Raw genomic sequence first — 24,123 nt, forward strand, 5'->3', positions numbered from 1 at the left:
CGTAGGAGAAGGAGCGGTAGATATGAAAATAAAATCAATTGAACCAACACCTAGTCCGAATACAATGAAGATTATTTTAGACGAGGAACTACCCAAAGGAAAAAGCAATAATTATAAAAAGGAAAACATAGATCAAGCACCACCACTAATTAGAGAAATTATGGCTATCGAAGGCATTAAAGGTGTTTATCATGTTGCCGATTTTTTAGCAGTTGAAAGAAATGCAAGATATGACTGGCAGGAGCTATTACCAAATGTACGTAAAGTCTTTGGGGAAGATGTGACTGAAGGAGAAAAAGAAGGACCGAAACTCGACGAACATTTTGGGGAAGTAAAGGTTTTTGTGCAAATGTATAAAGGTCTTCCCATGCAAGTTAAGCTCCATGACGGTGAACAAGAGTTCCGTTTTGGATTACCTGACGCGTTCAGAGAAAGCTTGCTGCGTGCTCAAGAAGTTTCGGGGAATGTTGTGCTGGAACGCGAATGGAAGGAACAAGGCGTGCGGTATGGCAATCACGATGAAATCGGAAAGGAAGTAGTTGATGAGCTTGCGGCTGCCTACCCGAAAGAGCGTCTGGACCGTATTGTACAGCAAATTTCGGAGCAAACATCAGCACCAACTGTCCCAAAACGTCAATCTTATAAAGTTACGTTGGAGATGTTGGATGATCCTGATTGGACAAACCGCTATGCAAGTTTAGAGCAAATGGATCCAGAAGAAGATGATTTACCAGTACTTGCGAAATCCTTAAAAGATGAAAAACCGTCAATCCGTCGGTTAGCCACTGTTTATTTAGGGATGATTGAAAAGCCAGTTGTATTGCCATACCTGTATGAGGCGTTAAAGGATAAGTCCGTTACAGTTAGAAGAACAGCAGGTGATTGTTTATCAGATATCGGCGATCCAGCTGCAATTGGTGCGATGTGCGAGGCTTTAAAGGATACAAGCAAGCTTGTAAGATGGCGTGCTGCCATGTTTTTATATGAGGTTGGCGATGAAACAGCACTTGATGCACTTAAAGCAGCAGAAGATGATCCGGAATTTGAAGTGAAAATGCAAATCAAACTAGCCATCGAAAGAATTGAAGGTGGCGAGGAAGCAAAGGGTTCTGTTTGGAAGCAAATGACGGAAAGCAGGAATAACTAATAGGCAATTGAGTACATTTATAAGAAGTAAATGGCATAAGATGGTGTTTGAAAATTGATTTTGCATGTTCAAAATAGTATGCTTGTTTTATTGAAAAAAAAGGGAGGGATTCTATATGTCAATGGCATATGATGAATATATGAAGCAAATCGTGAAGCCGATGCGCCAAGAACTAGTAGTAGCGGGCTTTGAAGAGCTTCAAACAGAAGAAGATGTAGAAAATTTCATGGAAAAGGCGGATGGAACAACACTTGTTGTTGTGAACTCTGTTTGTGGTTGTGCGGCAGGCCTTGCTAGACCAGCTGTAACACAAGCAGTTCTAAATAACGAGAAAAAGCCGGATCATCTTGTAACCGTATTTGCTGGCCAAGATAAAGATGCAACTGCAAAGATGAGAGAGTATTTCGAGGGCTATGAGCCATCATCTCCATCAATGGCATTGCTAAAAGGCAAGGAAGTTTTACACTTCATTCCTCGACATGAAATTGAAACTAACTCAATGGAAGGCATTATGGAAAATATAACTTCCGCATTAAATAAGCACTGCTAAAAGATGTCATTACAACATCTTTTTTGTGTAGGTGATGATATGATTGTAACAACTGCAGGACGAACGAATGATGGAATGGTGAAATTGGCTAAAAATGTGGCTGCGGAACTCGCAGTTCCATTTCTTCGAAGAAATAAACAATCTATCCATAAACTTCAAGAACAAACCGAAGACGATATTCTTGTTGTTGGGAAAAATCGAATTGAAATTCATCCTAGGGATGGAGATAATCCGCTCTTTTTTCATCCGAATTCTGCCATGTTTCGGATGAAGCGAATTATCAAAGGAGAACATGATCCATTTATTCAGGCTTCAGGATTAGCGAATGGAAACACCATTTTAGATTGTACACTAGGCTTGGGTTCTGACAGTATTGTTGCGAGCTTGGTTGTCGGTGAGACTGGTAAAGTTGTGTCTTTAGAAGGAAACAAGTATTTGTATTATCTTTTAAAAGGCGGGTTGAAAAGTTGGGAGACCGTTTACTCGGTGATGAATGAGGCGATGGCCCGGATTGAAGTGCAGCATGTGAAATTTGAACGTTTTTTAGCAAGTTGCCCTACAAACAGCTTTGATGTCGTCTATTTTGATCCAATGTTTGAAGAAACAATTGAAGAATCGGAAGGGATTAAGGGACTCCGTAATTTCGCAATTTATTCCACTCTAACTCCTGAAGTGATCGAGGCAGCAAAGCGAGTCGCAAGACAAAAAGTGGTACTTAAGGACCACTGGAAGAGTGAACAATTTGAGAGATATGGATTCACTGTTTTCAAACGAAAGACAGCAAAATTCCATTTTGGAGTCATTGAAATAGAGGGTTCTTGATATTTTGTCACACCTTTGGAGATTTTAAATAACGGAGGTGATGATCATGGCAAAACGTAAAAAAGATCCTTCAACAGTTGGATTAAGTTCTGCAAATGTAGAAGGGCAAGGAACAACGAATCAAGAAACAGGAAGAATGGCAATGGATTCGTCAAGGAAAAAGAAAAAGAATATGTAACCTGTTTCTACAAAAAAAGCCCGCTTCGAATGCGGGTTTTATTAATCAGCCACACAACAAAAGATAAAATATGCTAATGTTACTACGCTTGCAATACCAAAAATCCAATCCATTTTTATGAATCCACCTTTCAAATATGTATGGTAACTCTATTTTATCAAATAATGAAGATTTTATGAACTTTATTTTTTCTAAATAAATCCTAATGTTGTTTGATTAGTATGGGCATTTATCCTTATTTTTTTATATTTTGCTATTTTCATAGTAAAACTTTTTGTGAGATTGTGTTAAAATAGGCGTATGGGTAAATGTGTTGAAAGGGCGTTTAGGTTATGAAAAAATGGTTGCGGAAAGCATTAGTTGTTTCTTTTTCTATTTTGACACTTGGATTGGTAGCGCCTCCACCAGCTCTCACAATGGAGCAACCAAATTCGGATAAACCAAGTAGAAATGCAATAGATGAACAAAATGCTGAATCAAAGTTATATTCTGAGTTTGAATCGAATTATGGATATGATAATAGAAGCTTTGTTACGTATGCGATGACACAGGCAGAAACCAAGTCTTTCGAGAAATTCGGAAGGAAAATCGGACCTGTAATTGAAGATGAATTCCGCACTCAAATTTTACCGAAAATTGAAAGTGTCATTGAATTATTAGCAGAGCAATACCCAACTGAACAACTTGATCACCTTGAAATTTCAGAGCAACCTTCTGGAGGAAATGGGGAAAAGATTTTCCATATTTTTGATACAACAAGTGGGAAGGATATTGTTCGCTTCCATGTGCGCAAAGACCATCCACCACAGGATGGCTATTGGTTTAATTTCCATTACCACACTCATCATGATGGATTTCAAACACATCATGCGTTAGGTGATATTTATTGGGATAAAAATACTCCGCCGAAATGGCTAAGTTAATAATAGGAAAAGGTAGTTCAAGGCCGAATTTACGAGCTTTTGAACTGCCTTTTTGTTTTTTCTTAGTAGAAGTTTCCACTCCTTATCTAGCAGACTAGGTTTTTAAAATATGTTATACTATTTTTACAATTTAAAAGAAGAGTGCACTTTATGCATCTATGAATCTATTCACATTTTTAGGGAGAGCATTCTTATGAAAAAAATAGGTATTCTTACACTTCTATTTGTACTAGTCGGCTTTACTTATCATCCTGGTGAAGCGTCGCCTCATGGAATTCCACTAAAAGATTATCAATCACTGACACTATATACACAAACATCAAATTTGAAAAACTATGATACGTTAAAAGAGATTATTTTATTACCGGAGACGAAGTTTAATGAAGCTGCAGCAGCGCAAATGATTGAACGGGTTAATCATATTGATGAACTCATTCTACGAGGATTGGTTGATGATGGCGTTGTACTGAAGCTTTTTACTGGTTTTTTAACGGACGAGCCTACTGCTGCCTATCTGAAGGGGGAAAAGCCCCGCGGGTATAGTCAAAATGGTCCGACATGGGACGATGTGCCTGGAATTGGTGGCTCTGAGGTCGTTCTCGCAAAAATCGGGTATAGTGAAAAAGGAAAAGGGCATGGTTCTATCAATTTAGAGCTCCATGAGTTAGCCCATTCGATTGACAGTTTTGTGTTAGATTCAATCAGCGCGGATCCAACTTTTCTATCAATTTGGAAAAAAGAAGTAAATGAATTATTCCCGAATCGTGCTTATTTTAGTGACTATCCCGAAGAATACTTCGCTGAAACCTTTGCGATGTATTATCTATCTTACCAGTCAAGAAATCAACTGAAGCTAGTAGCACCGATGACTTACCAATTTTTTGTCGATTTAGGTGAAACTCAGCAATGAAATGTAGTAAGATATTAGCATGAAGTTTAGTAGGGAGTGAATCTATTGAAACATGGAGAAAATGCGTATTTAGGTCTATTACAACATGTACTTGAAAATGGTACAAAAAAAATGGACCGTACTGGAACAGGGACAGTATCTGTGTTTGGGTACCAAATGCGTTTTAATCTAAGTGAAGGCTTTCCTTTACTTACAACGAAGAGAGTTCCTTTTCGCCTCATTGCGAGCGAACTGCTTTGGTTTATTAAAGGGGATACGAATATTAGGTATCTTCTTAAAAACAACAATAATATTTGGAATGAGTGGGCTTTTAAAAATTGGGTTGAGAGCAATGAATACGATGGACCAGATATGACGGATTTCGGTAATCGAAGCCAGAAGGATCCAGATTTTAATGAGTTGTATCAAGCTGAAATGGACAAGTTTAAAGGACGAATTTTAGAGGATGATGAGTTTGCTGCTAAATACGGCGAGCTTGGTCCGGTTTATGGGAAACAGTGGAGAGCGTGGGAAACATCACGTGGTGAGACTATTGACCAATTGAAAAATGTCATCAATCAAATCAAAAATAATCCAGATAGCAGGCGTCACCTTGTTGTCGGCTACAACCCTGGAGATGTGGAATTCATGGCCTTGCCGCCATGTCACAGTCTGTTTCAGTTTTACGTGGCAGAAGGGAAATTAAGTTGCCAGTTGTACCAGCGTTAATAAATGAGCGCCTTTAGGGAGTAATCCCTATATGAAAACCTGCCTAAACGGGGAAACTCTTGAAAAAGACAATCCCGTGCTAAATTGTTTCTTATTGAAACATAAATGCCTAACGACTATCCCATTTGGGAGTACACCTAAGCAGGTGGAAATGGTAGGGGTCCATATTGGATCGTGATATAGTCTCATCTGTATGAAGACATACAGCAGTTCATAGAAGAACGGGCTAGATGTAGCGAACCTAGTCGAAGATCATGTCAGGCGACCTTTTTCTCGGAATTCCCTTCAATATCGCAAGCTATGCCCTTTTAACCCATTTAATCGCATTTGAATGTGGGTTAGAAGTAGGAGATTTCATCCATACAATTGGGGATGCCCATATTTACACAAATCACATAGAGCAAGTAAATATACAGCTAAGTCGTGACCCTCGTCCGTTTCCGACTCTTAAATTAAATCAGGCTGTTGAATCTGTTTTTGATTTTGAAATGGACGAGCTTGAAATTGTGGGATATGAACCTCATCCAACAATTAAGGCACCAGTTGCCGTTTAAAGCATTTCTATTTCTAAGATCCTAAGGTATAATCGACCTTAGGATCTTTTTTTGTGAGGATGATAAACATGATTTCATTATTACTAGCAATGGATAAAAACCAACTAATCGGTAAGGACAATGATCTTCCATGGCGCTTGCCTGCGGATTTAGCTTATTTTAAAAGGGTTACGATGGGTCACCCTATCATCATGGGGAGAAAAACGTATGATTCAATTGGACGACCTCTACCTGGTCGAGAAAATATCATTGTAACACGTGACACTTCTTACAAGGCAGATGGCTGTAGAGTGATTCATTCTATTGATGAAATCGTTAAAATGAGTGAAGAAACACAACAGGAGCTATTTGTGATTGGTGGGGCTGAGATTTTTAAAGAAATACTTCCTTACACAGACCGTCTATACATAACCGAAATCGAAGAGGAATTTGAAGGAGACACCTACTTTCCAGCATTTGATAAAGTAGAGTGGCAGGTCATTTCAAAGGAAAAAGGTATTAAAGACGAAAAAAATCCATATGAGTATACGTTTTTCGTATATGAAAAAATCCCGCAGAATTAAATTAAATGGGTTTACCGTAGTGTATCCCAAAAATTAACAACCCAAAACGCTATGATTTCCACATTGGAAATCACAGCGTTTTTTATTGAACATACTGTTAAACTTTGTTTATAGATTTATTTGATTACATCTTTTCAGGGGTTGATATCACAATGGAAGTATCAACTTTCTTCTTTTTAATAAACACAATTCCAAGGGAGATGTGAGCAATTAGAGTGACAAGCCAGAATACTGGAATGGCAGCGAAAGGAAAAGTGAATCCCAAAATATTCGAAAAAAAGACTAATAACATGATAGCAGCGGAAATAAGATATAAAATATGAATAAACATCGGAATTGTCTTTCGAGCCATAAGGGAAATTAGTATGAAACCTAACCCCCAAAATAAATTTGCCACATCAATTCTTGATTCTACAATTTGGAAAACAGTCATTTGAATTTGTTCGATGATTTCCTGCTGTTCGGTTGAGGCATTGCTATAACGTTTTGCAATATCCATAGCTGCTGCCCACTGAAGATTACCTGCTGACATTGGAATAATGAATCCAATGCCCATTGCTGCTAAGAAAGTGCTTTTGATGGGGGATTCCATTCGATAGAGTCGAGCTAATGCAATGAAAAAAACGGCCATTGAACCCCATAGTAAATTAAGTGCAAGTCCTTGCAGCCTTAGCCATTGTGGGTATTCAGATCCAACAATCATAAAGGCCAATTCGATGGGGGAATCTCCACTTAAGCTCACTAACATCCCTGCGCAGAGAAGCAAAAGGACAATGGGCAGAGGTAAAAGAAACATCCACCTCGATAGAAAATGAAGCCACAGTTTTTCTTCGGTTACTTTCATATGCATCTTCCTCCAATAATTTTCGGTTATTTTCCAATATATTGTAATGCATTTCATTTTTGAATAATATTATACTTAGGTATACTTTTTCACTGGAGGTTATGGGAATGACCTTAGGTATTGTAGATGATAATTACCATCTGATTAGAAAGCGTGAGTATAGACAATTTGAGGAATTCCTACGTCAGAGACAAGACAAATGTCAGTTTGGGAAAATGTTGTATCTACAAGGCATTAGTGGAGTAGGTAAAACTACATTGTTGGACCAATTTGCAGGGATTGCAAAGGGCATGAATTTCGAATGGATTTTGGTAAACGGTAAAGATTCAATGTATTCTGAAGGCTTGTTTGTTCAAAATTTGTTTCGAACCCTATGTAAGGAAGACAAATATGATGCTTCACTGGTAATCGATTCTCTTCAGAGGGCTACTTCCATTATTAATGAAATCGCAAAAAATAAATCTGTTATTTTTGTGATAGACGGTTATGAATACCTTTTATCTCAGGATGTATTCGTTCGATTACATCTCATTAGCAAACTAGATCCCCGGGTGCGGATAATTATAACGTGTTCGCAGATGTTACCCATTCATTGGATAACGGATTTACATCCTCAGAGGCGAATATCATCCATGGAGGTTCAGCCCTTTTCCTATCAGGAGGTTATGAATCTACTATCGATTCATCACTTAGACATGAATACATGTACTTCAATTTGGAAAATTACTCGTGGCCATGCACTCTCTATAGCCTTAGCCCTTTCTATGATTCAGTCCAACGAATTGGTTTCGCTGGAGCATGTAAAAAATGGAGTTATTAACGAGATGAGTCAATATTGGTATCAGTGCATACCAGACAGTAAGCTTAAGGACTTGGTTACAGTCTCTTCATTATTGTTTGAGTTTAATCAAGAAATTTTAGAGTATGTATTGCAGGAGGAGATTTCCTCATCGTTATTCCATCAACTGACGAATCTTTCCTTTTGTAGATCTTCGAAAAAAGGCTGGTTTATCCATGATCTTGTTAGGGAAGCGGTTAATGTCGATTTCCAACGAAGGTTGCCAAACCTTTACAATGAATACATAAAACGATGCGCTTTTTATTTTTATCACCGACTAAAGGATTCTTTTAAGAAACAACATGATGGACTAATCGAGGAGTTCTATCATTTTTATTTCTTCACAGGGGTTCCTTATATACAAGACTTATATTTTAAAGGCAAGGTTCAATCGACAAATTATTTTGAATGGATGAATCCCTCGATGTATGATGAAGTACAGGATTATATCCAAAGGCGAAAACAAACAGTGACTGTATCAGCAGAACTAATAGAATTAGACGGAATGACGGAAGAACAACATGTTACCCTAATTTGTAATGAATTTGACCTGATTCGTCCCAAGGAATTGCTTGAATTTGGTAGTGACAGTGTTCGATTATTAAGGAATGAGGATAGGGAGATCATTGGATTATCTATCGTGCTACCCATCCATAAGTACATCGACTATTTACTTGAACAGCCCGTAATTGGACATTATCTTCATTATGCTTCTAATGAATCTGATTTAAAGAAAGGATCCAATTGGTTTCTTAGGATGTTTGATTCAATCGTTCCCATGACGGAAGAAATAGTCCGATCAGATATTTTAAAAGGTCTTTTATCCTATATAGGTCCCAATCGTCTTCTTGTCACTTCGATTGCTTATCCTGGTCTTGCCATGGTTCTAGAATCAATAGGCTTTCAGCGAATACCCGATTTCATCCACTATGATTTTGGTGAGAATTTTCCGGCCGCCACCTTCGTACTTGATTTACGTGGTGAAAACTTTTATTCTTTTTTAGATAATAAGATGGAACAGGCAGGGTATACCTTGCCTCTGTCTCACAAATACTCTTTTACGAGACGAGAGCAAGAGGTAGTAGATTTAATATTAGCATGTAAAACAAATGAGGAAATTGCAAATGATTTGTACATTAGCCTTGTAACTGTAAAAAAACACATTGGAAATATATATCAAAAGACTGGCGTTAAGAACAGGGCTCAATTCATTCACTTGATGCTGCAGAGTTAAAGAACTTCTATATATTTGTCCTTCATAATGACTTTAAGTTTTTTTTCCTAATTGGTAAGTTTAGTTTAATAATCAATAAAAAAACAAGGCTTTGAGTTGAAATTTCTCTAAGCCTTGTTTCTAGTGATTTATATTGTGAAAAGTTCTGTTTCCCTGTGTTTTCCTGCTAAACTAATTTTTCTCTCGCAAGAAAACCGGTTGAACAAAATATTCGGGCTTCTTTTTAAGATATAAACGGTACATCGACGACATAAAATAGCACGGAGAAAAACATCGCAGCACTACCCGCCAATACGAACAAATGCCAAATCGCATGATTAAACGGAAGCTTTCTCCATACATAGAACACAGCGCCAACCGTGTAGAGAATTCCACCCGTTAGCAAAAGCATAAAGCCGTTGAATCCAATGCTTTCATACAATGGTTTAATGCCAATGACGATCAGCCAGCCCATGAGGACGTAGCAAACAGTTGAAAGAATCATGAATTTTTCTACAAAAAAGACCTTAAACACGATACCGATGACAGCTAATCCCCAGACAATTCCAAAGATCGTCCAGCCTAGCCAGCCTCCAATTGCAACTAAAACAAAAGGTGTGTAGGTTCCGGCAATCAATAAATAAATCGCTGAATGATCTAAGATTGCAAATACCTTTTTGGCTTTTAAATGTGTGATGCTATGCAAAAGCGTTGAGAATAGATAAAGGAGAAACATCGTTGCCCCGAAGATCGAAAAGCTTACAACATGCCAGACGTCACCATATTTAACAGCAAATACGATTAGCAATACAAGTGCTGGAATACTTAATAAAACACCAAGACCATGTGTAATGGCATTTGCAATTTCTTCCTTTAATGTTTCTTGCCGAAATGTCATAAATTTTCACCTCATACTTCATTTTTCTTCTTCTCATCATACTGCTAACAATCCCATAATACAAATTATACATGAATGAAAAAATGGAAGTGTTTTCATTTTAAAAAGTAATAAAATATTTAGAAAACTTTACGACAGATAGACCAATTCGTGTTATAATGAACAAATTAAATCTTCAATACTGTACTGTGTTGTTGTAGAAATACGTGAAAGGGGATATGGGGCTCATGGCACACGAAGTAAAACAAAAACTAGACGGGATCCATGTAGAGGATATTATAAAAGCAAATCAAACATTGAAGGATGTTATAATCCATACACCTTTACAAAGAAATGAATTACTTTCTGAACGTTACGAATGTAACTTATTGATAAAACGAGAGGATTTACAAATTGTACGGTCTTTCAAAATCAGAGGAGCTTATAATCGTATCAAAAATTTAACTGAAGATGAACTGAAAAATGGAGTTGTTTGTGCCAGTGCTGGAAACCATGCCCAAGGGGTGGCTTTTTCTTGTTTTGCGCTAAAAATTCAAGGTAAAATCTATATGCCATCGACTACTCCAAGACAAAAGGTCTCGCAGGTAGAAGCTTTTGGTCGTGATTATGTTGATATTGTGTTAACTGGTGACACATTTGATGATTCCTATGAGGAAGCAGTGGCATGCTGTGAAAGAGAAAATCGGACGTTTATTCACCCATTTGATGATGCAGATGTGATGGCGGGCCAGGGAACTGTTGCGGTTGAAATTTTAAACGATTGTGCCGAACCTGTAGATTATGTGTTTGCAGCGATTGGTGGAGGTGGACTTATCTCAGGTATCTCAACCTATATGAAGAGTATTTCTCCTGATACAAAAGTGATTGGTGTTGAGCCAGCGGGGGCGGCAAGCATGAAAACCTCGATTGCAAATGGTGAGGTTACCACTTTGGCGAAAATTGATAAATTCGTTGACGGTGCAGCCGTAAAAACAGTCGGCGAAAAGACATATGAAATTAGTAAAGAGCTTGTAGATGATATTGTTGTTGTTCCTGAGGGGAAGGTTTGTACAACCATTTTGGACTTATATAATGAAAATGCCATCGTTGCGGAACCTGCAGGTGCATTATCACTAGCGGCTCTTGATTTGTACAAAGATAAGCTAAAAGGTAAAACCGTAGTGTGTGTACTTAGTGGTGGAAATAATGACATTAGCCGAATGCAGGAAATCAAAGAACGTTCGATGCTGTATGAAGGCTTGCAATGCTACTTTATCGTGAATTTCCCACAAAGAGCGGGCGCATTGCGCGAGTTCTTACTGGATGTATTAGGACAGACCGATGACATTACCAGATTTGAATACACGAAGAAAAACAATAAGGAAAATGGACCTGCCCTTGTTGGGATCGAGCTTAAGCAAAAAGATGACTATGACGCTTTAGTGAACAGAATGATGAAAAAAGGGTTTCCATTCCGTGAACTAAACAAAGAAAATACATTATTTAATTTGTTGATTTAAAATTCAATGTTTTAACATATTTAGACAAAGACGAAGAGCTTGTTCTCATGTATAATAAAAGAAACGGGTGAAAAAGGACTGATAGTTTGCTATTCAAAAGCCTAGAGTTCAAAAATTGTTATGGACAGAAGGTTAAAGTAATTGAAATTCCAGTATTGGAGAAAGGCAACACGTATCACTTTATGCTCGATTTTCGTTTACAGGTATTCTTGTCGAAAATCATGTCAAAATCAAGTCCAAACCAAATCTATTCGTTTCGAGAATATTTGAAGACTGTTCTAAAATGGACTGATTACGAACGTATTTTTCAACTAGATATGTTAAAATATAACGCATAGTTTTAGAATGAGCTGATTTTAAAACAATAAAATCAGCTTTTTTTTTTGCTTTTAAACATTAAATATGAGCAATTTACCCGTTAAAATATGGACAAGCTATTACTAATAGATGTATGCCAGACGTAGGAAGTGAACGTATGTCAAAAGTGAAAATTGTAACAGATTCAACAGCAGATCTTTCAGAGGAGCTAGTAAGAGAACTTGGTATCTCCGTCGTCCCATTATCCATAACAATTGATGGGGTAACGTTTCTAGATCGTGTGGATATCACTCCTCATGAATTTTTAACAAAAATGAAGCAATCAGCCGAGTTACCAAAGAGCTCTCAACCTGCAGTTGGACATTTCGTAGAGCTTTACGATCAATTAGGAAATGATGGAAGTGAAATTATTTCCATCCACATGACAGGTGGTATGAGTGGGACAGTGACGTCTGCTGAAAATGCAGCTAGAATAAGTGAATCGAAAGTCACCGTGATTGATTCTATGTATATCTCTAGAGCCTTAGCATTTCAGGTTGTCGAAGCTGCAAAAATGGCAAAGGCAGGGCACACAAAAGACGAGATAGTAAACCGGGTTGAGGAAATTAGAGAAAATTCTACGCTGTTTGTAACCGTTGACACTTTAGAAAACCTAGTAAAAGGTGGCCGAATTGGTAAAGGCAAGGCAATAATTGGCTCTTTATTGAACATTAAACCAATTGCTTCCTTGCAGGATGGAGTCTATACACCGGTTTCCAAAGTAAGAAGCCATTCGAAAATCGTGAAATTCTTAAGTGAAAAGTTTGCAGAGGATGTAAGTAATAAAACGATAAAAGGTGTGGCAATCGCCCAAGTCGATGCAGTGGAACTTGCATCAAATTTAAAGGATGCGATTAAAAAGCTAACTGGATATACCGATGTGGATATCGTAGAGACCACACCGGTCATCAGCACCCACACTGGCCCAGGTGCAATTGGGTTTATGTATTATGTAGAATAGATCGATTATTAGTACCTTGGAGTAATACTCCAGGGTACTTTTTTCAATAGGAGAAAAGTGAATAGAGACCTTGTAGATGTTTTTGACATGATTTTTTCGAGGACAAAACATTTAAACTATACCAATTATATGTCTTTGATAGAATGCCTCAAAGACAAATCGTACAGTGTTATCGAACGAAATTTATCTGATAGGGCACCTCAAGGACAAAACGCACAAGGTCCCCGCACAAAATGTCTCTGATAGAGCGCCTCAAGGACAAAACGTACAAGGTCCCCGCACAAAATGTCTCTGATAGAGCGCTTCGAGGACAAAACGTACAAGGCCACTGGACGAAATGTCTTTGAGGAAGAATCTCATGGGAAAATTTCGTAGGAACTATTATCGCTATATACTACAACGCTCCACTCAAATATAATTTGTCGAAAAGCAAAAAATGACGTGTGAATTTTCATACGTCATTTTTTTAGATTTCTGGCATTGGAGTTGGTGTAGGATTAGAGTAACCCTCTTTATAGGTTTCATCAATCATTGCCCGAATTTCGCTTGGTGATTTCCCATTTGAATATTCTAGCACGGCAGTAGCAGCGATTTCTAAACATACCATACATTTAGTACCATGATCATCCCAAACGACCGCATCGCCCTTGTTCTCATGAACAAAGCAATCATAATTATCTCGATGCCTACTGAGTCCGCACACCCACAGTAGCAAGGCATTGATTCCAATAGAACCTGATGCATGGCAGCAGCTTTATAAATGGTCACCATTTCCTCTGATTTACCATCTAAAAAAGATGGCTTCACATCAAATGAAGCCGTTTCCTCTCGTATATCTCCCATTACATGTTCTTCGTCACTGGCCTCATGACCTTCCTCATTTTGAGAGCAGCCAAATAACCCAAACACGAGAACAAGCAAGAGAAAGACAATAGTTTTTTTCATAAAAACAAACATTTCGTTATCACTGTAAGCTCATTTTAACAAATCAATTCCTTTCACATAATGATTTCACCGTTTTGTCAAAATAAGAAAAGACAGCAAAAAAGGATATCGAAACCGATATCCTTACTCACTTTCTGATTCTTCATCTGATAAATCCAGTTTTTCTCCGCCAATTGAAATATAAGAGAGAATATCTAAGTCCGGCTTTGCTTTGGCCATTCCTTGAATGTACGGTGTGATGGTATCTTTGAAATCCTTACTAACACCCGTTTCCTCACAATGTCCATAGACATACATTTTTTTATCATCAAAGAAGAAAGCAATATAGCCGAGTGCCTTTTTATCTTGATTGACGATATTTAAAATTTGGCATTCTTCCTTAATTAACTCTGGGGAAACAAATATTTGCAAGACAATTCCTCCTTTTTACGTGAACTGCAATTTCTTGAACACAGAATCATTTGTTTCCTTGCTTGGTTTTTTCTTTTTCACTCGAATTAAAATCATGCATAAAAGACCTACGACTAGGGTTAACGAAGCGGTGGATAAAAACATTCCGGCACGGGACCAATTCATTAACCAACCGTAAATAGGGGGCCCGACAGCCACTCCTAAAAACCGAACAGATCCATAAAGAGAGGTAACGAAACCTCGCTTTTCAGTTGAAACTGAACCAGTGATAAAGCTATTAATGCACGGCAGTACAAGACCGGTTCCGATACTACTAATAGCCAGAACGGCAATAAACGGAATGAGGCTTTCAAAAAAGACTAACAACGCAAATGATGCAGTCATGAGAAGTAATCCAATGATGATGAGTTTTTTCATTAAAGGCATCTTTTTACCGATTTTACTCCCGGTAATATAGGAAGTTGTCGTCATACATAAAAGGGGAATGGCTAAAATCGATCCTTTAAGAACTCCATCTGTATTATAGGTTTTCTCAAGTACATCAGATAAATAAAAGAGAATACCAAACAGGGTGAATAAACAAGTTGCGCCAGCCAAATAGGCTGTAAATAACCATCTACCTTCATTTTTAAATACCGAAAATAATCCATGCACATACTTTTTAAGTGGTGGGGGTTCCTTCTTTTGTTTTTTCTCTTTCACGAAAAAAATCGTGAGAAGCACTGATAGTAAACAAAAGACTGGGAAAGCGAAAAAGGCTGCATACCAAAATAACAGGGCGAGTAATGACCCGATAATCGGCGAAATAACCTTTCCAAAGCCATTTGAGGCTTCAACTAGCCCTAAGACACGGCTTTGTTTGCCACCTTTAAATAAATCACCTGTAAGTGCCATTGCGATAGGTGCAGTACCTGCTGCTCCAATACCCTGCATCACCCGACCAGCCATGATCCAATAATATGGACTAGAAAACCATGCGGATGCAGCCCCAGCGAGTAATCCACCTATACCATAGAGAATGAGCGCAGGTATGATGACGGCTTTTCTAGAAAAGCGATCTGAGAAGTAACCGAGCAATGGGATGGAAATCGCTGCTGCTACTGAGAAAGTAGTAATGACAAGACTCACCTGGAATTGACTTATATCTAATTCTTTTTGCATTTGAGGTAAGACAGGAATGAGCATTGAATTGCCTAGTACAAGGATCAGTGGAATTGAACCAATCGCAACAATTGTCATTGCTGAATTCTTTTTGTTGGACAAGTTTTTGCATCTCCTTATATACGGTGTCAAATTTGAATCAATTAATGCCTTACTATTTTTTCAAATTGTGACGATACCTATTCAGTAAGTAGTTTCCAGTTTAAGGAGCAATAGAAAAGCCCATTCTATACACCATTTACCTATTTTTGAATAACATAGCAACTGTAAGAAGATGGGTGTATGTAACAAAAAGAGTATTAAACAAACGAATGAGCGCTTGTTGACAAAGGAGGATTTATGCCGATGGACTTTCTAGATGTTCCATTGCGAACAAAGGGCGAACGAAGCTATGGAATAACTTCTATTGCTGATTTTGGAACGCCTATTGCCCTATTAGAGGCGTATTTACGTGATTACCATGCTTATATAGATATTGCGAAAATCGGGATTGGCTCCGCGTATGTAACCCCTAACCTACAAGAAAAAATCAATCTTTATAAAAAATATAAGGTCATTCCATATTGCGGCGGAACGCTATTTGAAAAATGCTATGTTCAGGAAAAGTTTGATGAATATACCGAAAGTCTACAAAAACTTGGGATTGAATGGATTGAAATTTCAAACGGAACAGTGGATATCCCACTTCATAAAAGGCTTTCACTCATCAAAAAATGCAAAAAACATTTTAATGTGATTGCTGAAGTGGGTTCAAAGGATCAAGACAAAGAAATGCCATTATCTGAATGGGAATATGAAATTAACTTGTTATTAGCGGCGGGCTGTAAATATGTCATTACGGAAGGTAGAGATTCAGGAACTGCTGGAATCTACAATTCTAATGGAAGTGTTAACAAGGAGTTAATTGAACGGATTTCGAAAGATATTGACGTCAATAAGCTTATTTTCGAAGCACCAACACCTAAGCAGCAAATGTTTTTCATCAATCAATTTGGCACAAATGTCAATCTTGGCAACGTCAAACTCAATGATGTACTTGTATTGGAAGCACAAAGGGTGGGATTACGAAGCGAAACCTTTTTCATGGGGGAAAAGACATGGAACTTACCTTAATCAGACATCTTCCCACCGACTGGAATGAAAAAGGAGTTCTCCAAGGCAATCGTGACATTCCAATCTTAGAAATTAGTTATGAAAATAAACAGGCAATCGAAAAAAATAAGCAACAATTAAGACACCAATACTCATTAGTTTTAACCAGTGAGCTTATCCGTACACAAGATACTGCGAGAGCCTATGGGTATAACCAATTTGAAATTGAGCCTTTGTTGAATGAACTTGATTTCGGTGAATTCGAGGGGAAAGAAAAACAGCAATTAATCGAAACCCATAAAGAAAACTGGTATACAAACCCGCGTAAAATCGTGCTAGGGGAATCAATAGCAAACCTAGAAACACGTGTGATCACATTTATCGAAAAATACAAGGATTACAAGTCCATTTTAGTATTTGGGCATGGGTCATGGATTCGCGCTTGCCTATCCTATTATAGATTTGGCAACATCGATCAAATGAATCACCTCGAAATAAAAAACAACCAGTCGCTAACAATCGAGGTTGGAGAGGAGGAACTCCAGATTGTGCGCCATCACATATGAAAATTGGAACGAGGAAATCGTTACAGAAGTTGTCAAGAACAACAAAGACTATTACGACATTTTAAAGTGGGCATATAACACATATTCAGCCGAGGATATTGTGTACGCATGCAGTTTTGGGGCAGAGGGAATTGTTCTAATCGATCTCATATCAAAAGTAAATAAAAAGGCAAGAATTGTCTTTTTAGATACAGGGCTTCATTTTAAAGAAACATATGAACTCATCAATAAAATAAAAGAAAAATATCCAACTCTCCATATAGAAATGAAGAAACCGGAATTTAATTTGACGGAACAAGCAAGAAAATACGGTGATGAACTGTGGAAAACAAATCCTAATTTATGCTGCCAAATTCGAAAAATTGAACCATTAAATGAGGTTCTATCTGTAACGAAGGCATGGATTTCGGGATTGCGTCGAGAACAGGGACCAAGCCGAAAAAATACGGAATACCTCAATAAGGATGAAAAATTTAAAAACATAAAGATATGTCCGCTTATTCACTGGACGTGGGATGATGTTTGGACTTACATCAAGATTAACAACCTTCCCTATAATGAATTGCACGACAAAAATTATCCGAGCATTGGCTGTGCACCCTGTACGAACCAAGTACTAAATGGCGATTTGCGTTCAGGAAGATGGGCTAATTCCGATAAAACAGAATGCGGATTACATGTAAATGGAGGTTTTGAAAGTGGCATTAAGTAAACCGCATGGCGGTACACTGGTTAATCGGTATAATCCATCGATTAACCATGAAGACATCGACAATCAAATTGAACTAAGCAATATGGAGCTAAGTGATTTGGAATTACTTGCAGTAGGGGCCTATAGTCCGCTTGAAGGCTTTATAGGAAAGGCCGATTACGAATCCATTCTGCACTCCATGAGACTTGCAAATGGTCTTCCGTGGTCTATTCCAATCACATTAGCAGTAGACCATTCAACAGCAAAAAAAATCGCAATCGGCGAAAAGGCACGATTGGTTCAAAATGGTGAAGTATACGGAGTTATAGAAGTGACTGAAAAATATATCCCAGACAAAGTAGTGGAAGCTTTTAAGGTATATCGAACAACAGACACCAAGCACCCAGGCGTCAACAAATTATATGAAAGACCTAACGTGTATATCGCCGGACCGATCCATCTTGTCAAACGGCCAAAGAAAAAGAAGTTCGAGACCTTTTATTTGGATCCAATCGAAACAAGAGCAGTATTTGAACACTTGGGTTGGAAAAAGGTAGTGGGATTTCAAACAAGGAATCCTGTACATCGGGCACATGAGTACATTCAAAAGTCTGCTTTAGAAGTGGTCGATGGGTTATTTTTAAATCCGCTAGTTGGAGAAACGAAAGCGGATGATATTCCGAGTGATATTCGAATGGAAAGCTACATGGTTCTTCTAGAAAAATACTATCCGAAAAACAGAGTGTTCCTCTCTGTATTTCCAGCTGCGATGCGTTATGCAGGACCAAGAGAAGCGATTTTTCATGCATTAGTTCGGAAAAATTATGGGTGCACACATTTTATCGTAGGACGTGACCATGCAGGGGTTGGAAATTATTATGGTACCTATGATTCACAAAATATTTTTAGTCACTTTTCGGAAGAGGAACTTGGGATTTATCCATTATTTTTTGAACATAGTTTCTTCTGTAAAAAATGCGGGAATATGGCGTCTGCCAAAACATGTCCGCACCATAAGGAAGACCATGTAATCTTGTCAGGAACAAAGGTACGAGAAATGCTTCAAGCGGGTAAAAAACCACCAAAGGAATTTAGCAGACCAGAGGTAGTCGAGGTCCTCATTCGAGGCATGGCTGAACAATATTCGAAGATATAAGGTGGGGACTATGGGCGAAAAACAACATATTATATGGCATCAATCAACAGTAACGAAATACGAGCGACAACAACAAAATAACCATAAAAGCTGTGTGATTTGGTTTACCGGTTTATCAGGTTCTGGAAAATCATCGTTAGCAAATGCCCTTGACCAGATGCTTTTTTCAAAAAAGGTGCAGAGTTATGTCCTTGACGGGGATAATATTCGACATGGCTTAAATGCGGGGCTTGGGTTTAGTAAGGAAGATCGTAAAGAAAATATTCGCCGAATTGGTGAGGTTTCAAAGTTATTTGTAGATAGTGGGCAAATCGTCTCAACAGCATTTATTTCACCTTTTCGTGAAGATCGCGAACAGGTGAGGGCGTTGTTTCCTGAAGGGGAATTTATTGAAGTCTATGTAAAATGCCCCATTTTTGTTTGTGAAAATCGTGACCCAAAAGGCTTATACAAAAAAGCAAGAAAAGGAGAGATCACCGAATTTACCGGAATAAGCTCTCCATATGAAGAACCGGATCATCCAGAATTGGTGATCGAAACAGACCAATTAACCATTTCACAATCGGTTGAAACTATTATTGACTATTTAAAACAAAAGGAAATTCTTTAAAGTAAGAAAGTGTACCTAGCTTTCTTACTTTATTTTTTTCTCCAACCGAGCTGATTTGTTGTGATAAAGGTCGGTGCTCTAAGGTGATAAATAAAATCGATGATATTCGTTGATACTGTTTGACAAAGAATGGCATAAAAGACAATTCGGATATCAATGACAGATGCTGTTAATAAAAAAATAAAAAAGTTCATCCAAAGCATAACTTTGCCTGGCGACCAATCATTATACTTGGCAATCATTAACGCCGGGATGACCATCCCTCCACTTGATGAACCACTTCGAATTAAAAGCCCAACACCGACTCCGAAAATCATCGCACCACACAAAAGGTCAAGCCAGAAAAACGGGGTAAGGAATGAGCCAAGGGTTGATACATAACTTACTGTAACGGATGTTATCGTTACAGCTATCATCGTTTTGACTGTCCAGGAAAATCCAAAATATTTTAAAGCTAATATTAAAAAGGAGAAATTAACAATCCAAAGGGAAATGCCTAAAGGCAGTTGTACCCAGTGGTTCATTAAAATCGCGAGCCCCGCAGCACCACCGGAAGGAATGTTATGAGGAAACAGGAATAAGGACATACCTAGCCCCTGTAAAAATGCGCCAAAAACAATACAAATATAGGTGATTACAACTTTAGGCATTGGTCAACATGACCTTTCTGATAGCAATAATCGAACTTCATAATGCGTAACCTCCCGAAACTCACTCTCCTTGTCCATTTTATGTTGACAGGCTATTCAATATGTTCGAAAATTGTTCACAGCTATATTGGTTGTATGTTTGTCACATTTTCTTTAAAATAAATTATTGAATGGCAAAATGATGAATGTAGGTGAAAACGTGAAAAAAGGTAAATTTTTAGTTGTGATTGCACTTATTTTTGTTTTAGCTGCATGCGGTAGTGGAATTCCGAATGCGTTAAATTATGAGGTTTCCGATTTCACTTATGTGGATCAGAATGGCGAAAACTTTAGCTTAAAGGATTTAGAGGGAAAAGTTTGGATTGCGGACATGATTTTTACACAGTGTGATACCGTTTGTCCACCCATGACTGCTCATATGGCGAAGCTTCAAAGCATGGTTAAAGAAGAGGGACTTGATGTTGATTTCGTTTCCTTTTCAGTGGATCCAGAGGTGGATACACCTGAATTGTTGAAAGAGTATGCTGAAGGATATAGTGACGATATATCGAACTGGCATTTATTAACCGGTTATAGTCTGGATGAGATTACCGTATTTGCAAAAGACAGCTTTAAAGCATTAGTTGCTAAACCAGAAGGTCAAGATCAAGTCTTGCATGTAACCAAATTTTACTTAGTTGATCAAAATGGAACGGTTCTGAAAGAGTACGACGGGGTCTCAGACACTCCGTATGATGAAATTATAAAGGATATTAAGACAATCCTTTAGGTTGGAAAAAGGACTCCCAGTGGAGTCCTTTTTGCGTGGTTGGGGCAATTTTATGCAGTGTTCTATTTCAGGATTAACCTGCAATAAAAAGCGTTTATAAGTAGGTTTTTCCTATTTTATCCAAAAGTCAACGAATATAAAGTTTTTATGAAATGGCTTTTTCCTGAAATATCCAAAAGTTATATTATATCTCGTCTTTATATAATGGGTTTTACATGTTTTTTCCAAAAGTAGTATCATATCTTGTTTTTATGTTGTACCTTTTTCCTGAAATATCCAAAAGTCAACGTATATCACACTTTTATGCCATGACCTTTTCTAAAAATTCCCAAAATTGTAACGGATTTAATCCGCCAAATCCCTAAAGCATTAATCTTCTGCCGATTCAACCCCATCCACTACAATTGTTTCAAGCTCTTTCCAGAACAACTCGTGGCTTGTGAAGGTGAGACAACCGCTTGAGATTTGCTCTGGGAATTCTTGTTTCGAAACAGATTGATCTTCGCGTTCTTTTTTCATGAGAATACCTCATTTCCTTTTATTTTGATGATTATAGTTTGTAAAAAGAACCAATTTCTCATGCTACCTTACTTTTCCAAAATAAAATTCATGCCAATTAGAGAAAATGTAAATGAAATAATTGTAAAAGGGGATTCATTGATGCTTGCGAGGATGAAGCTGTGCTTGATTACCATTTGGACAATTCTTGATCCAATTTATTATGCATTTACAAGGCTTACATATGTAGAGGATAATCAGATACTTAGGGTAAAAATAACAAAATACAAAGGTCGGTCATGTATTCTGGAAGATGGAACAGAAATTAAGAAAAACGACTTATTAATCAAAATTCATCTGCATAATGTGATATTGCTAAGGGAGCTCTTTGGTGTAAAAGGAGAAACATCAAAGGCGAGGCTCATATATAAGCAAGTGAAGCAAGCATTGCCAGGGGTTGCTGATTATCTGCATAACCATCCTAAGAAAAATGAAATCAAAGGGCTCGTTGGCATTACGGCATTAAACAAGGGGAGCCGGAGATTAGGTTTTGAATCAATTGCGATATCAAATAAAATTTATCTTTGGTTTAAGTTCATCGTGTTCCTCCCGATGTATTGTATGGCTGTCTCTACAATATCGGTGCAAAGTATCCGAAGACATCCCATGTATTTATTTATGTCTAAACATACACTTTTTGAATTGTATCGATAGGTATCCAATCATTACCACTAACTTTTCGAATTCTAGTCATTATAATGGAAGGAGAAAAGGTGGTGTTTTTTTATGGAATTTTTTATCATCTTTATTTTAATTTTGATGGTTTTCTATTTTCTTAGAAAAGGAAATAAAAACACATACAATGTAAATTTGAATAAAATTATTGTTACCCCTACAAAAAGTTTTGTGAATCCAACACAAATTAATGTTCTTCACCTATCAGACTTACATCTTGAAAATCTATCAATTACTCCTGAAGAATTATATAATAAAGTAAAAAATGAAAAAGTTGATTTAATTGCGATTACGGGTGATTTTTTAGATCGCAAACGGAGTATACCTAAGCTTGTGCCTTATCTTGACGTATTAAATAAGCTAGCCCCAACACATGGAATTTATGCAGTGTTTGGTAATCATGATTATTTCTTACGCAAAGAGAATTTTGAAAAATTAAAGCAACTTTTAGAAGAACACGGAGTTAAAACGTTTCAAAATGAAAATGAGGCACTCGTGATTCAAGGGCATCATTTGAATATCATTGGAATCGATGATTCTAGTTCGAAACGAAGTAACCTCGAAAAATCCTATGCGTCGTTAAAGGCTGGCTATAACCTTGTGTTAACCCATGATCCAAACCTTGTCCTTGAAATGAAGGATTATCATTTTGATTATTTATTATCGGGTCATTTTCACGGTGGACAAATCTGTTATCCCAAGCCCTATCACTTGGTGAAAATGGGGAAACTTGTTAGAATGAAGATGATAAAAGGTCTTCATACTCACGATGGGAAACCCTTTTACATTAATGAAGGATTGGGACAAACGGGCGTTAATATTCGAATGCGAAGCAATCCCGAAATTACTATTCATACCCTTACACTAGGGGAAGAAAGTGCTAGTCAAGCCGTTTAGAGCAAAGACGTCCATATAGGCGTCTTTTTAGCATTTTTGTGATTGGGTTTAATTTTCAAGACGAATATAAATATTACAGAGTTTCACTGAAACTGGAATCGTTAAAGGTTTTTTTACGTATGCTATAATACTAAACTAGTAGACAACAGTCACAAATAGAAATGTGGGTGACCAGAATGAACCAACGTTTTTTAGCCATTATTTTTACGATTATATTGTTAAGTGGATGTTCTGGCGGGATGCCAGCAACAACAGGAATTGCTACCAGTACCCACGATACGGGCCTAACTCCGAAGCAGGATATCCCGGATGATTTTATCCCGAAGGATCTTCATATTGCGTCAATCGGTGATTCTCTTACAAAGGGTGTCGGCGATGAAACAAAGCAGGGAGGCTATACTACCTTACTAGAGGAAAAGTTACTTGGAGAAAAAGAAGTAAAATCCGTAACTCTTGAGAATTTCGGTGTGAAAGGGCATAAAACAACAGATCTTCTTAATCGATTGCAGAATGAGGAAGTACAAGAAGGGATTGCCGATGCAGACATCATTATCATTACCATCGGTGGTAATGATATAATGAAAATTGTAAAAGAAAATCTTTTTGATTTATCATTAAATGTGTTCCAAAAAGAACAGGCAAAATATGAGGTTCGCCTCAATAAAGTCCTTGAAAATATTCGAAATTATAATAGTGATGCTGAAATCGTACTAGTAGGGCTTTATAATCCGTTCGGTTGGTTTATCGATCTTTCAACTGAAATTAATACGATTGTTGACAATTGGAACGAAGGTAGTAAAAACATTCTTTCTGAATTTGAACATACTAAATTTGTTGAAGTGGATGATGTGTTTAGCCAGACAAGTGATAATCTTTTGGCAGAAGATGAGTTTCATCCAAACGCAAAAGGGTATGAATTAATGAGTGAAAGGATTTTTGAAGCAATCATGGTAGAGTGATTTCCTTCGTAGAGGGGG

General features: G+C 37.6%; 27 protein-coding genes and 2 pseudogenes. 22 read left to right on the forward strand and 7 right to left on the reverse strand.

Features of this window, described 5'->3' with window-relative positions:
* Nucleotides 1-22: 22 nt before the first annotated feature.
* The 9 genes and pseudogenes from ABC371_RS15685 (at nucleotide 23) to ABC371_RS15725 (ending at nucleotide 6,355) form a co-directional block, all read left to right on the forward strand.
* Nucleotides 23-1,147, forward strand: coding sequence for a conserved virulence factor C family protein (locus tag ABC371_RS15685; protein WP_412897629.1), 1,125 nt, complete (start codon nucleotides 23-25; stop codon nucleotides 1,145-1,147).
* Nucleotides 1,148-1,262: 115 nt separating this feature from the next.
* Nucleotides 1,263-1,697, forward strand: coding sequence for a BrxA/BrxB family bacilliredoxin (locus tag ABC371_RS15690; RefSeq protein ID WP_412897630.1), 435 nt, complete (start codon nucleotides 1,263-1,265; stop codon nucleotides 1,695-1,697).
* Nucleotides 1,698-1,736: 39 nt separating this feature from the next.
* Entirely contained in the window at nucleotides 1,737-2,519 is a 783-nt protein-coding gene (locus tag ABC371_RS15695; protein ID WP_412897631.1) for a class I SAM-dependent methyltransferase, read from the forward strand.
* A 46-nt stretch (nucleotides 2,520-2,565) separates the two neighbouring features.
* A complete protein-coding gene (locus tag ABC371_RS15700) occupies nucleotides 2,566-2,697 on the forward strand; it encodes a YuzL family protein (protein WP_116352272.1) in 132 nt (43 codons plus the stop codon).
* Between the two features lie 332 nt (nucleotides 2,698-3,029).
* Nucleotides 3,030-3,620, forward strand: a complete 591-nt coding sequence (locus tag ABC371_RS15705; RefSeq protein WP_412897632.1) for a YpjP family protein — start codon at nucleotides 3,030-3,032, stop codon at nucleotides 3,618-3,620.
* 193 nt (nucleotides 3,621-3,813) lie between these two features.
* The gene (locus ABC371_RS15710; protein WP_412897633.1) at nucleotides 3,814-4,530 is read left to right on the forward strand and encodes an anthrax toxin lethal factor-related metalloendopeptidase; all 717 of its coding nucleotides are present in this window, start codon (nucleotides 3,814-3,816) and stop codon (nucleotides 4,528-4,530) included.
* A 45-nt stretch (nucleotides 4,531-4,575) separates the two neighbouring features.
* Nucleotides 4,576-5,235: pseudogene (locus tag ABC371_RS15715) on the forward strand (thymidylate synthase); the annotation flags it as partial.
* Nucleotides 5,236-5,492: 257 nt separating this feature from the next.
* Nucleotides 5,493-5,792, forward strand: a complete 300-nt coding sequence (thyA, locus tag ABC371_RS15720; RefSeq protein ID WP_412897634.1) for a thymidylate synthase — start codon at nucleotides 5,493-5,495, stop codon at nucleotides 5,790-5,792.
* Between the two features lie 68 nt (nucleotides 5,793-5,860).
* Nucleotides 5,861-6,355 (forward strand): dihydrofolate reductase, encoded by a 495-nt coding sequence (locus ABC371_RS15725; RefSeq protein ID WP_412897635.1) that lies wholly within the window; start codon nucleotides 5,861-5,863, stop codon nucleotides 6,353-6,355.
* A 124-nt stretch (nucleotides 6,356-6,479) separates the two neighbouring features.
* On the opposite strand, the gene ABC371_RS15730 is transcribed toward ABC371_RS15725, so the two are convergent.
* Nucleotides 6,480-7,199: a hypothetical protein gene (locus ABC371_RS15730; protein WP_412897636.1), complete on the reverse strand. Its 720-nt coding sequence runs from the start codon at nucleotides 7,197-7,199 to the stop codon at nucleotides 6,480-6,482.
* A gap of 107 nt (nucleotides 7,200-7,306) precedes the next feature.
* Here ABC371_RS15730 and ABC371_RS15735 point away from each other — a divergent pair, with 107 nt between their 5' ends.
* The gene (locus ABC371_RS15735; protein WP_412897637.1) at nucleotides 7,307-9,271 is read left to right on the forward strand and encodes a LuxR C-terminal-related transcriptional regulator; all 1,965 of its coding nucleotides are present in this window, start codon (nucleotides 7,307-7,309) and stop codon (nucleotides 9,269-9,271) included.
* Between the two features lie 223 nt (nucleotides 9,272-9,494).
* Here the strand turns inward: ABC371_RS15735 and trhA are convergent, their stop codons facing one another.
* Complete coding sequence (gene trhA, locus ABC371_RS15740) at nucleotides 9,495-10,148, reverse strand: PAQR family membrane homeostasis protein TrhA (protein ID WP_412897638.1); 654 nt, start codon at nucleotides 10,146-10,148, stop codon at nucleotides 9,495-9,497.
* A 227-nt stretch (nucleotides 10,149-10,375) separates the two neighbouring features.
* Between trhA and ilvA the strand changes: the two genes are divergently transcribed.
* From ilvA to ABC371_RS15755, 3 genes are all read left to right on the forward strand, one after another.
* Complete coding sequence (ilvA, locus tag ABC371_RS15745; RefSeq protein ID WP_412897639.1) at nucleotides 10,376-11,647, forward strand: threonine ammonia-lyase IlvA; 1,272 nt, start codon at nucleotides 10,376-10,378, stop codon at nucleotides 11,645-11,647.
* Nucleotides 11,648-11,733: 86 nt separating this feature from the next.
* Nucleotides 11,734-11,985 carry a DUF2535 family protein gene (locus ABC371_RS15750; protein WP_412897640.1) on the forward strand — a complete coding sequence of 84 codons (252 nt, stop codon included), beginning with the start codon at nucleotides 11,734-11,736 and terminating at the stop codon, nucleotides 11,983-11,985.
* A 137-nt stretch (nucleotides 11,986-12,122) separates the two neighbouring features.
* Nucleotides 12,123-12,965, forward strand: coding sequence for a DegV family protein (locus ABC371_RS15755; protein ID WP_412897641.1), 843 nt, complete (start codon nucleotides 12,123-12,125; stop codon nucleotides 12,963-12,965).
* 466 nt (nucleotides 12,966-13,431) lie between these two features.
* On the opposite strand, the pseudogene ABC371_RS15760 reads toward ABC371_RS15755, so the two are convergent.
* The 3 genes and pseudogenes from ABC371_RS15760 to ABC371_RS15770 form a co-directional block, all read right to left on the reverse strand.
* A pseudogene (locus ABC371_RS15760) lies at nucleotides 13,432-13,910 on the reverse strand (PCYCGC motif-containing (lipo)protein).
* Between the two features lie 123 nt (nucleotides 13,911-14,033).
* Nucleotides 14,034-14,321, reverse strand: coding sequence for a hypothetical protein (locus ABC371_RS15765; protein ID WP_412897642.1), 288 nt, complete (start codon nucleotides 14,319-14,321; stop codon nucleotides 14,034-14,036).
* 15 nt (nucleotides 14,322-14,336) lie between these two features.
* A complete protein-coding gene (locus tag ABC371_RS15770) occupies nucleotides 14,337-15,560 on the reverse strand; it encodes an MFS transporter (protein WP_412899371.1) in 1,224 nt (407 codons plus the stop codon).
* 267 nt (nucleotides 15,561-15,827) lie between these two features.
* On the opposite strand from ABC371_RS15770, the gene ABC371_RS15775 reads away from it, so the two are divergent.
* The 5 genes from ABC371_RS15775 to cysC are packed head-to-tail and all read left to right on the forward strand — an operon-like array spanning nucleotide 15,828 to nucleotide 19,597.
* Nucleotides 15,828-16,595 carry a phosphosulfolactate synthase gene (locus ABC371_RS15775; protein WP_412897643.1) on the forward strand — a complete coding sequence of 256 codons (768 nt, stop codon included), beginning with the start codon at nucleotides 15,828-15,830 and terminating at the stop codon, nucleotides 16,593-16,595.
* On the forward strand, nucleotides 16,580-17,140 hold the full coding sequence (locus ABC371_RS15780; protein WP_412897644.1) for a histidine phosphatase family protein: 561 nt from the start codon (nucleotides 16,580-16,582) through the stop codon (nucleotides 17,138-17,140). Before ABC371_RS15775 ends, ABC371_RS15780 begins: the two co-directional genes overlap by 16 nt.
* On the forward strand, nucleotides 17,121-17,852 hold the full coding sequence (locus ABC371_RS15785) for a phosphoadenylyl-sulfate reductase (RefSeq protein ID WP_412897645.1): 732 nt from the start codon (nucleotides 17,121-17,123) through the stop codon (nucleotides 17,850-17,852). The genes ABC371_RS15780 and ABC371_RS15785 overlap by 20 nt, the downstream gene beginning before the upstream one ends.
* Entirely contained in the window at nucleotides 17,839-18,987 is a 1,149-nt protein-coding gene (gene sat, locus ABC371_RS15790) for a sulfate adenylyltransferase (RefSeq protein WP_412897646.1), read from the forward strand. Before ABC371_RS15785 ends, sat begins: the two co-directional genes overlap by 14 nt.
* Nucleotides 18,988-18,997: 10 nt before the next feature.
* Entirely contained in the window at nucleotides 18,998-19,597 is a 600-nt protein-coding gene (cysC, locus tag ABC371_RS15795) for an adenylyl-sulfate kinase (RefSeq protein WP_412897647.1), read from the forward strand.
* 29 nt (nucleotides 19,598-19,626) lie between these two features.
* Here the strand turns inward: cysC and ABC371_RS15800 are convergent, their stop codons facing one another.
* Complete coding sequence (locus ABC371_RS15800; RefSeq protein ID WP_412897648.1) at nucleotides 19,627-20,247, reverse strand: YitT family protein; 621 nt, start codon at nucleotides 20,245-20,247, stop codon at nucleotides 19,627-19,629.
* A 178-nt stretch (nucleotides 20,248-20,425) separates the two neighbouring features.
* On the opposite strand from ABC371_RS15800, the gene ABC371_RS15805 reads away from it, so the two are divergent.
* Nucleotides 20,426-21,016 (forward strand): SCO family protein, encoded by a 591-nt coding sequence (locus tag ABC371_RS15805; RefSeq protein ID WP_412897649.1) that lies wholly within the window; start codon nucleotides 20,426-20,428, stop codon nucleotides 21,014-21,016.
* 369 nt (nucleotides 21,017-21,385) lie between these two features.
* On the opposite strand, the gene ABC371_RS15810 is transcribed toward ABC371_RS15805, so the two are convergent.
* Nucleotides 21,386-21,535, reverse strand: coding sequence for a hypothetical protein (locus ABC371_RS15810; protein ID WP_412897650.1), 150 nt, complete (start codon nucleotides 21,533-21,535; stop codon nucleotides 21,386-21,388).
* A gap of 141 nt (nucleotides 21,536-21,676) precedes the next feature.
* Between ABC371_RS15810 and ABC371_RS15815 the strand changes: the two genes are divergently transcribed.
* The 3 genes from ABC371_RS15815 to ABC371_RS15825 all read left to right on the forward strand — a co-directional run bounded on the left by ABC371_RS15815 (nucleotide 21,677) and on the right by ABC371_RS15825 (nucleotide 24,105).
* Nucleotides 21,677-22,228 carry a YkoP family protein gene (locus ABC371_RS15815; RefSeq protein ID WP_412897651.1) on the forward strand — a complete coding sequence of 184 codons (552 nt, stop codon included), beginning with the start codon at nucleotides 21,677-21,679 and terminating at the stop codon, nucleotides 22,226-22,228.
* A 72-nt stretch (nucleotides 22,229-22,300) separates the two neighbouring features.
* A complete protein-coding gene (locus ABC371_RS15820) occupies nucleotides 22,301-23,146 on the forward strand; it encodes a metallophosphoesterase (RefSeq protein ID WP_412897652.1) in 846 nt (281 codons plus the stop codon).
* 176 nt (nucleotides 23,147-23,322) lie between these two features.
* Nucleotides 23,323-24,105, forward strand: coding sequence for a GDSL-type esterase/lipase family protein (locus ABC371_RS15825; RefSeq protein WP_412897653.1), 783 nt, complete (start codon nucleotides 23,323-23,325; stop codon nucleotides 24,103-24,105).
* Nucleotides 24,106-24,123 lie beyond the last annotated feature (18 nt).

Origin of the sequence: Bacillus jepli (assembly GCF_047238305.1) — a bacterium.
Taxonomy (GTDB): Bacteria; Bacillota; Bacilli; order Bacillales; family Bacillaceae_L; genus Ferdinandcohnia.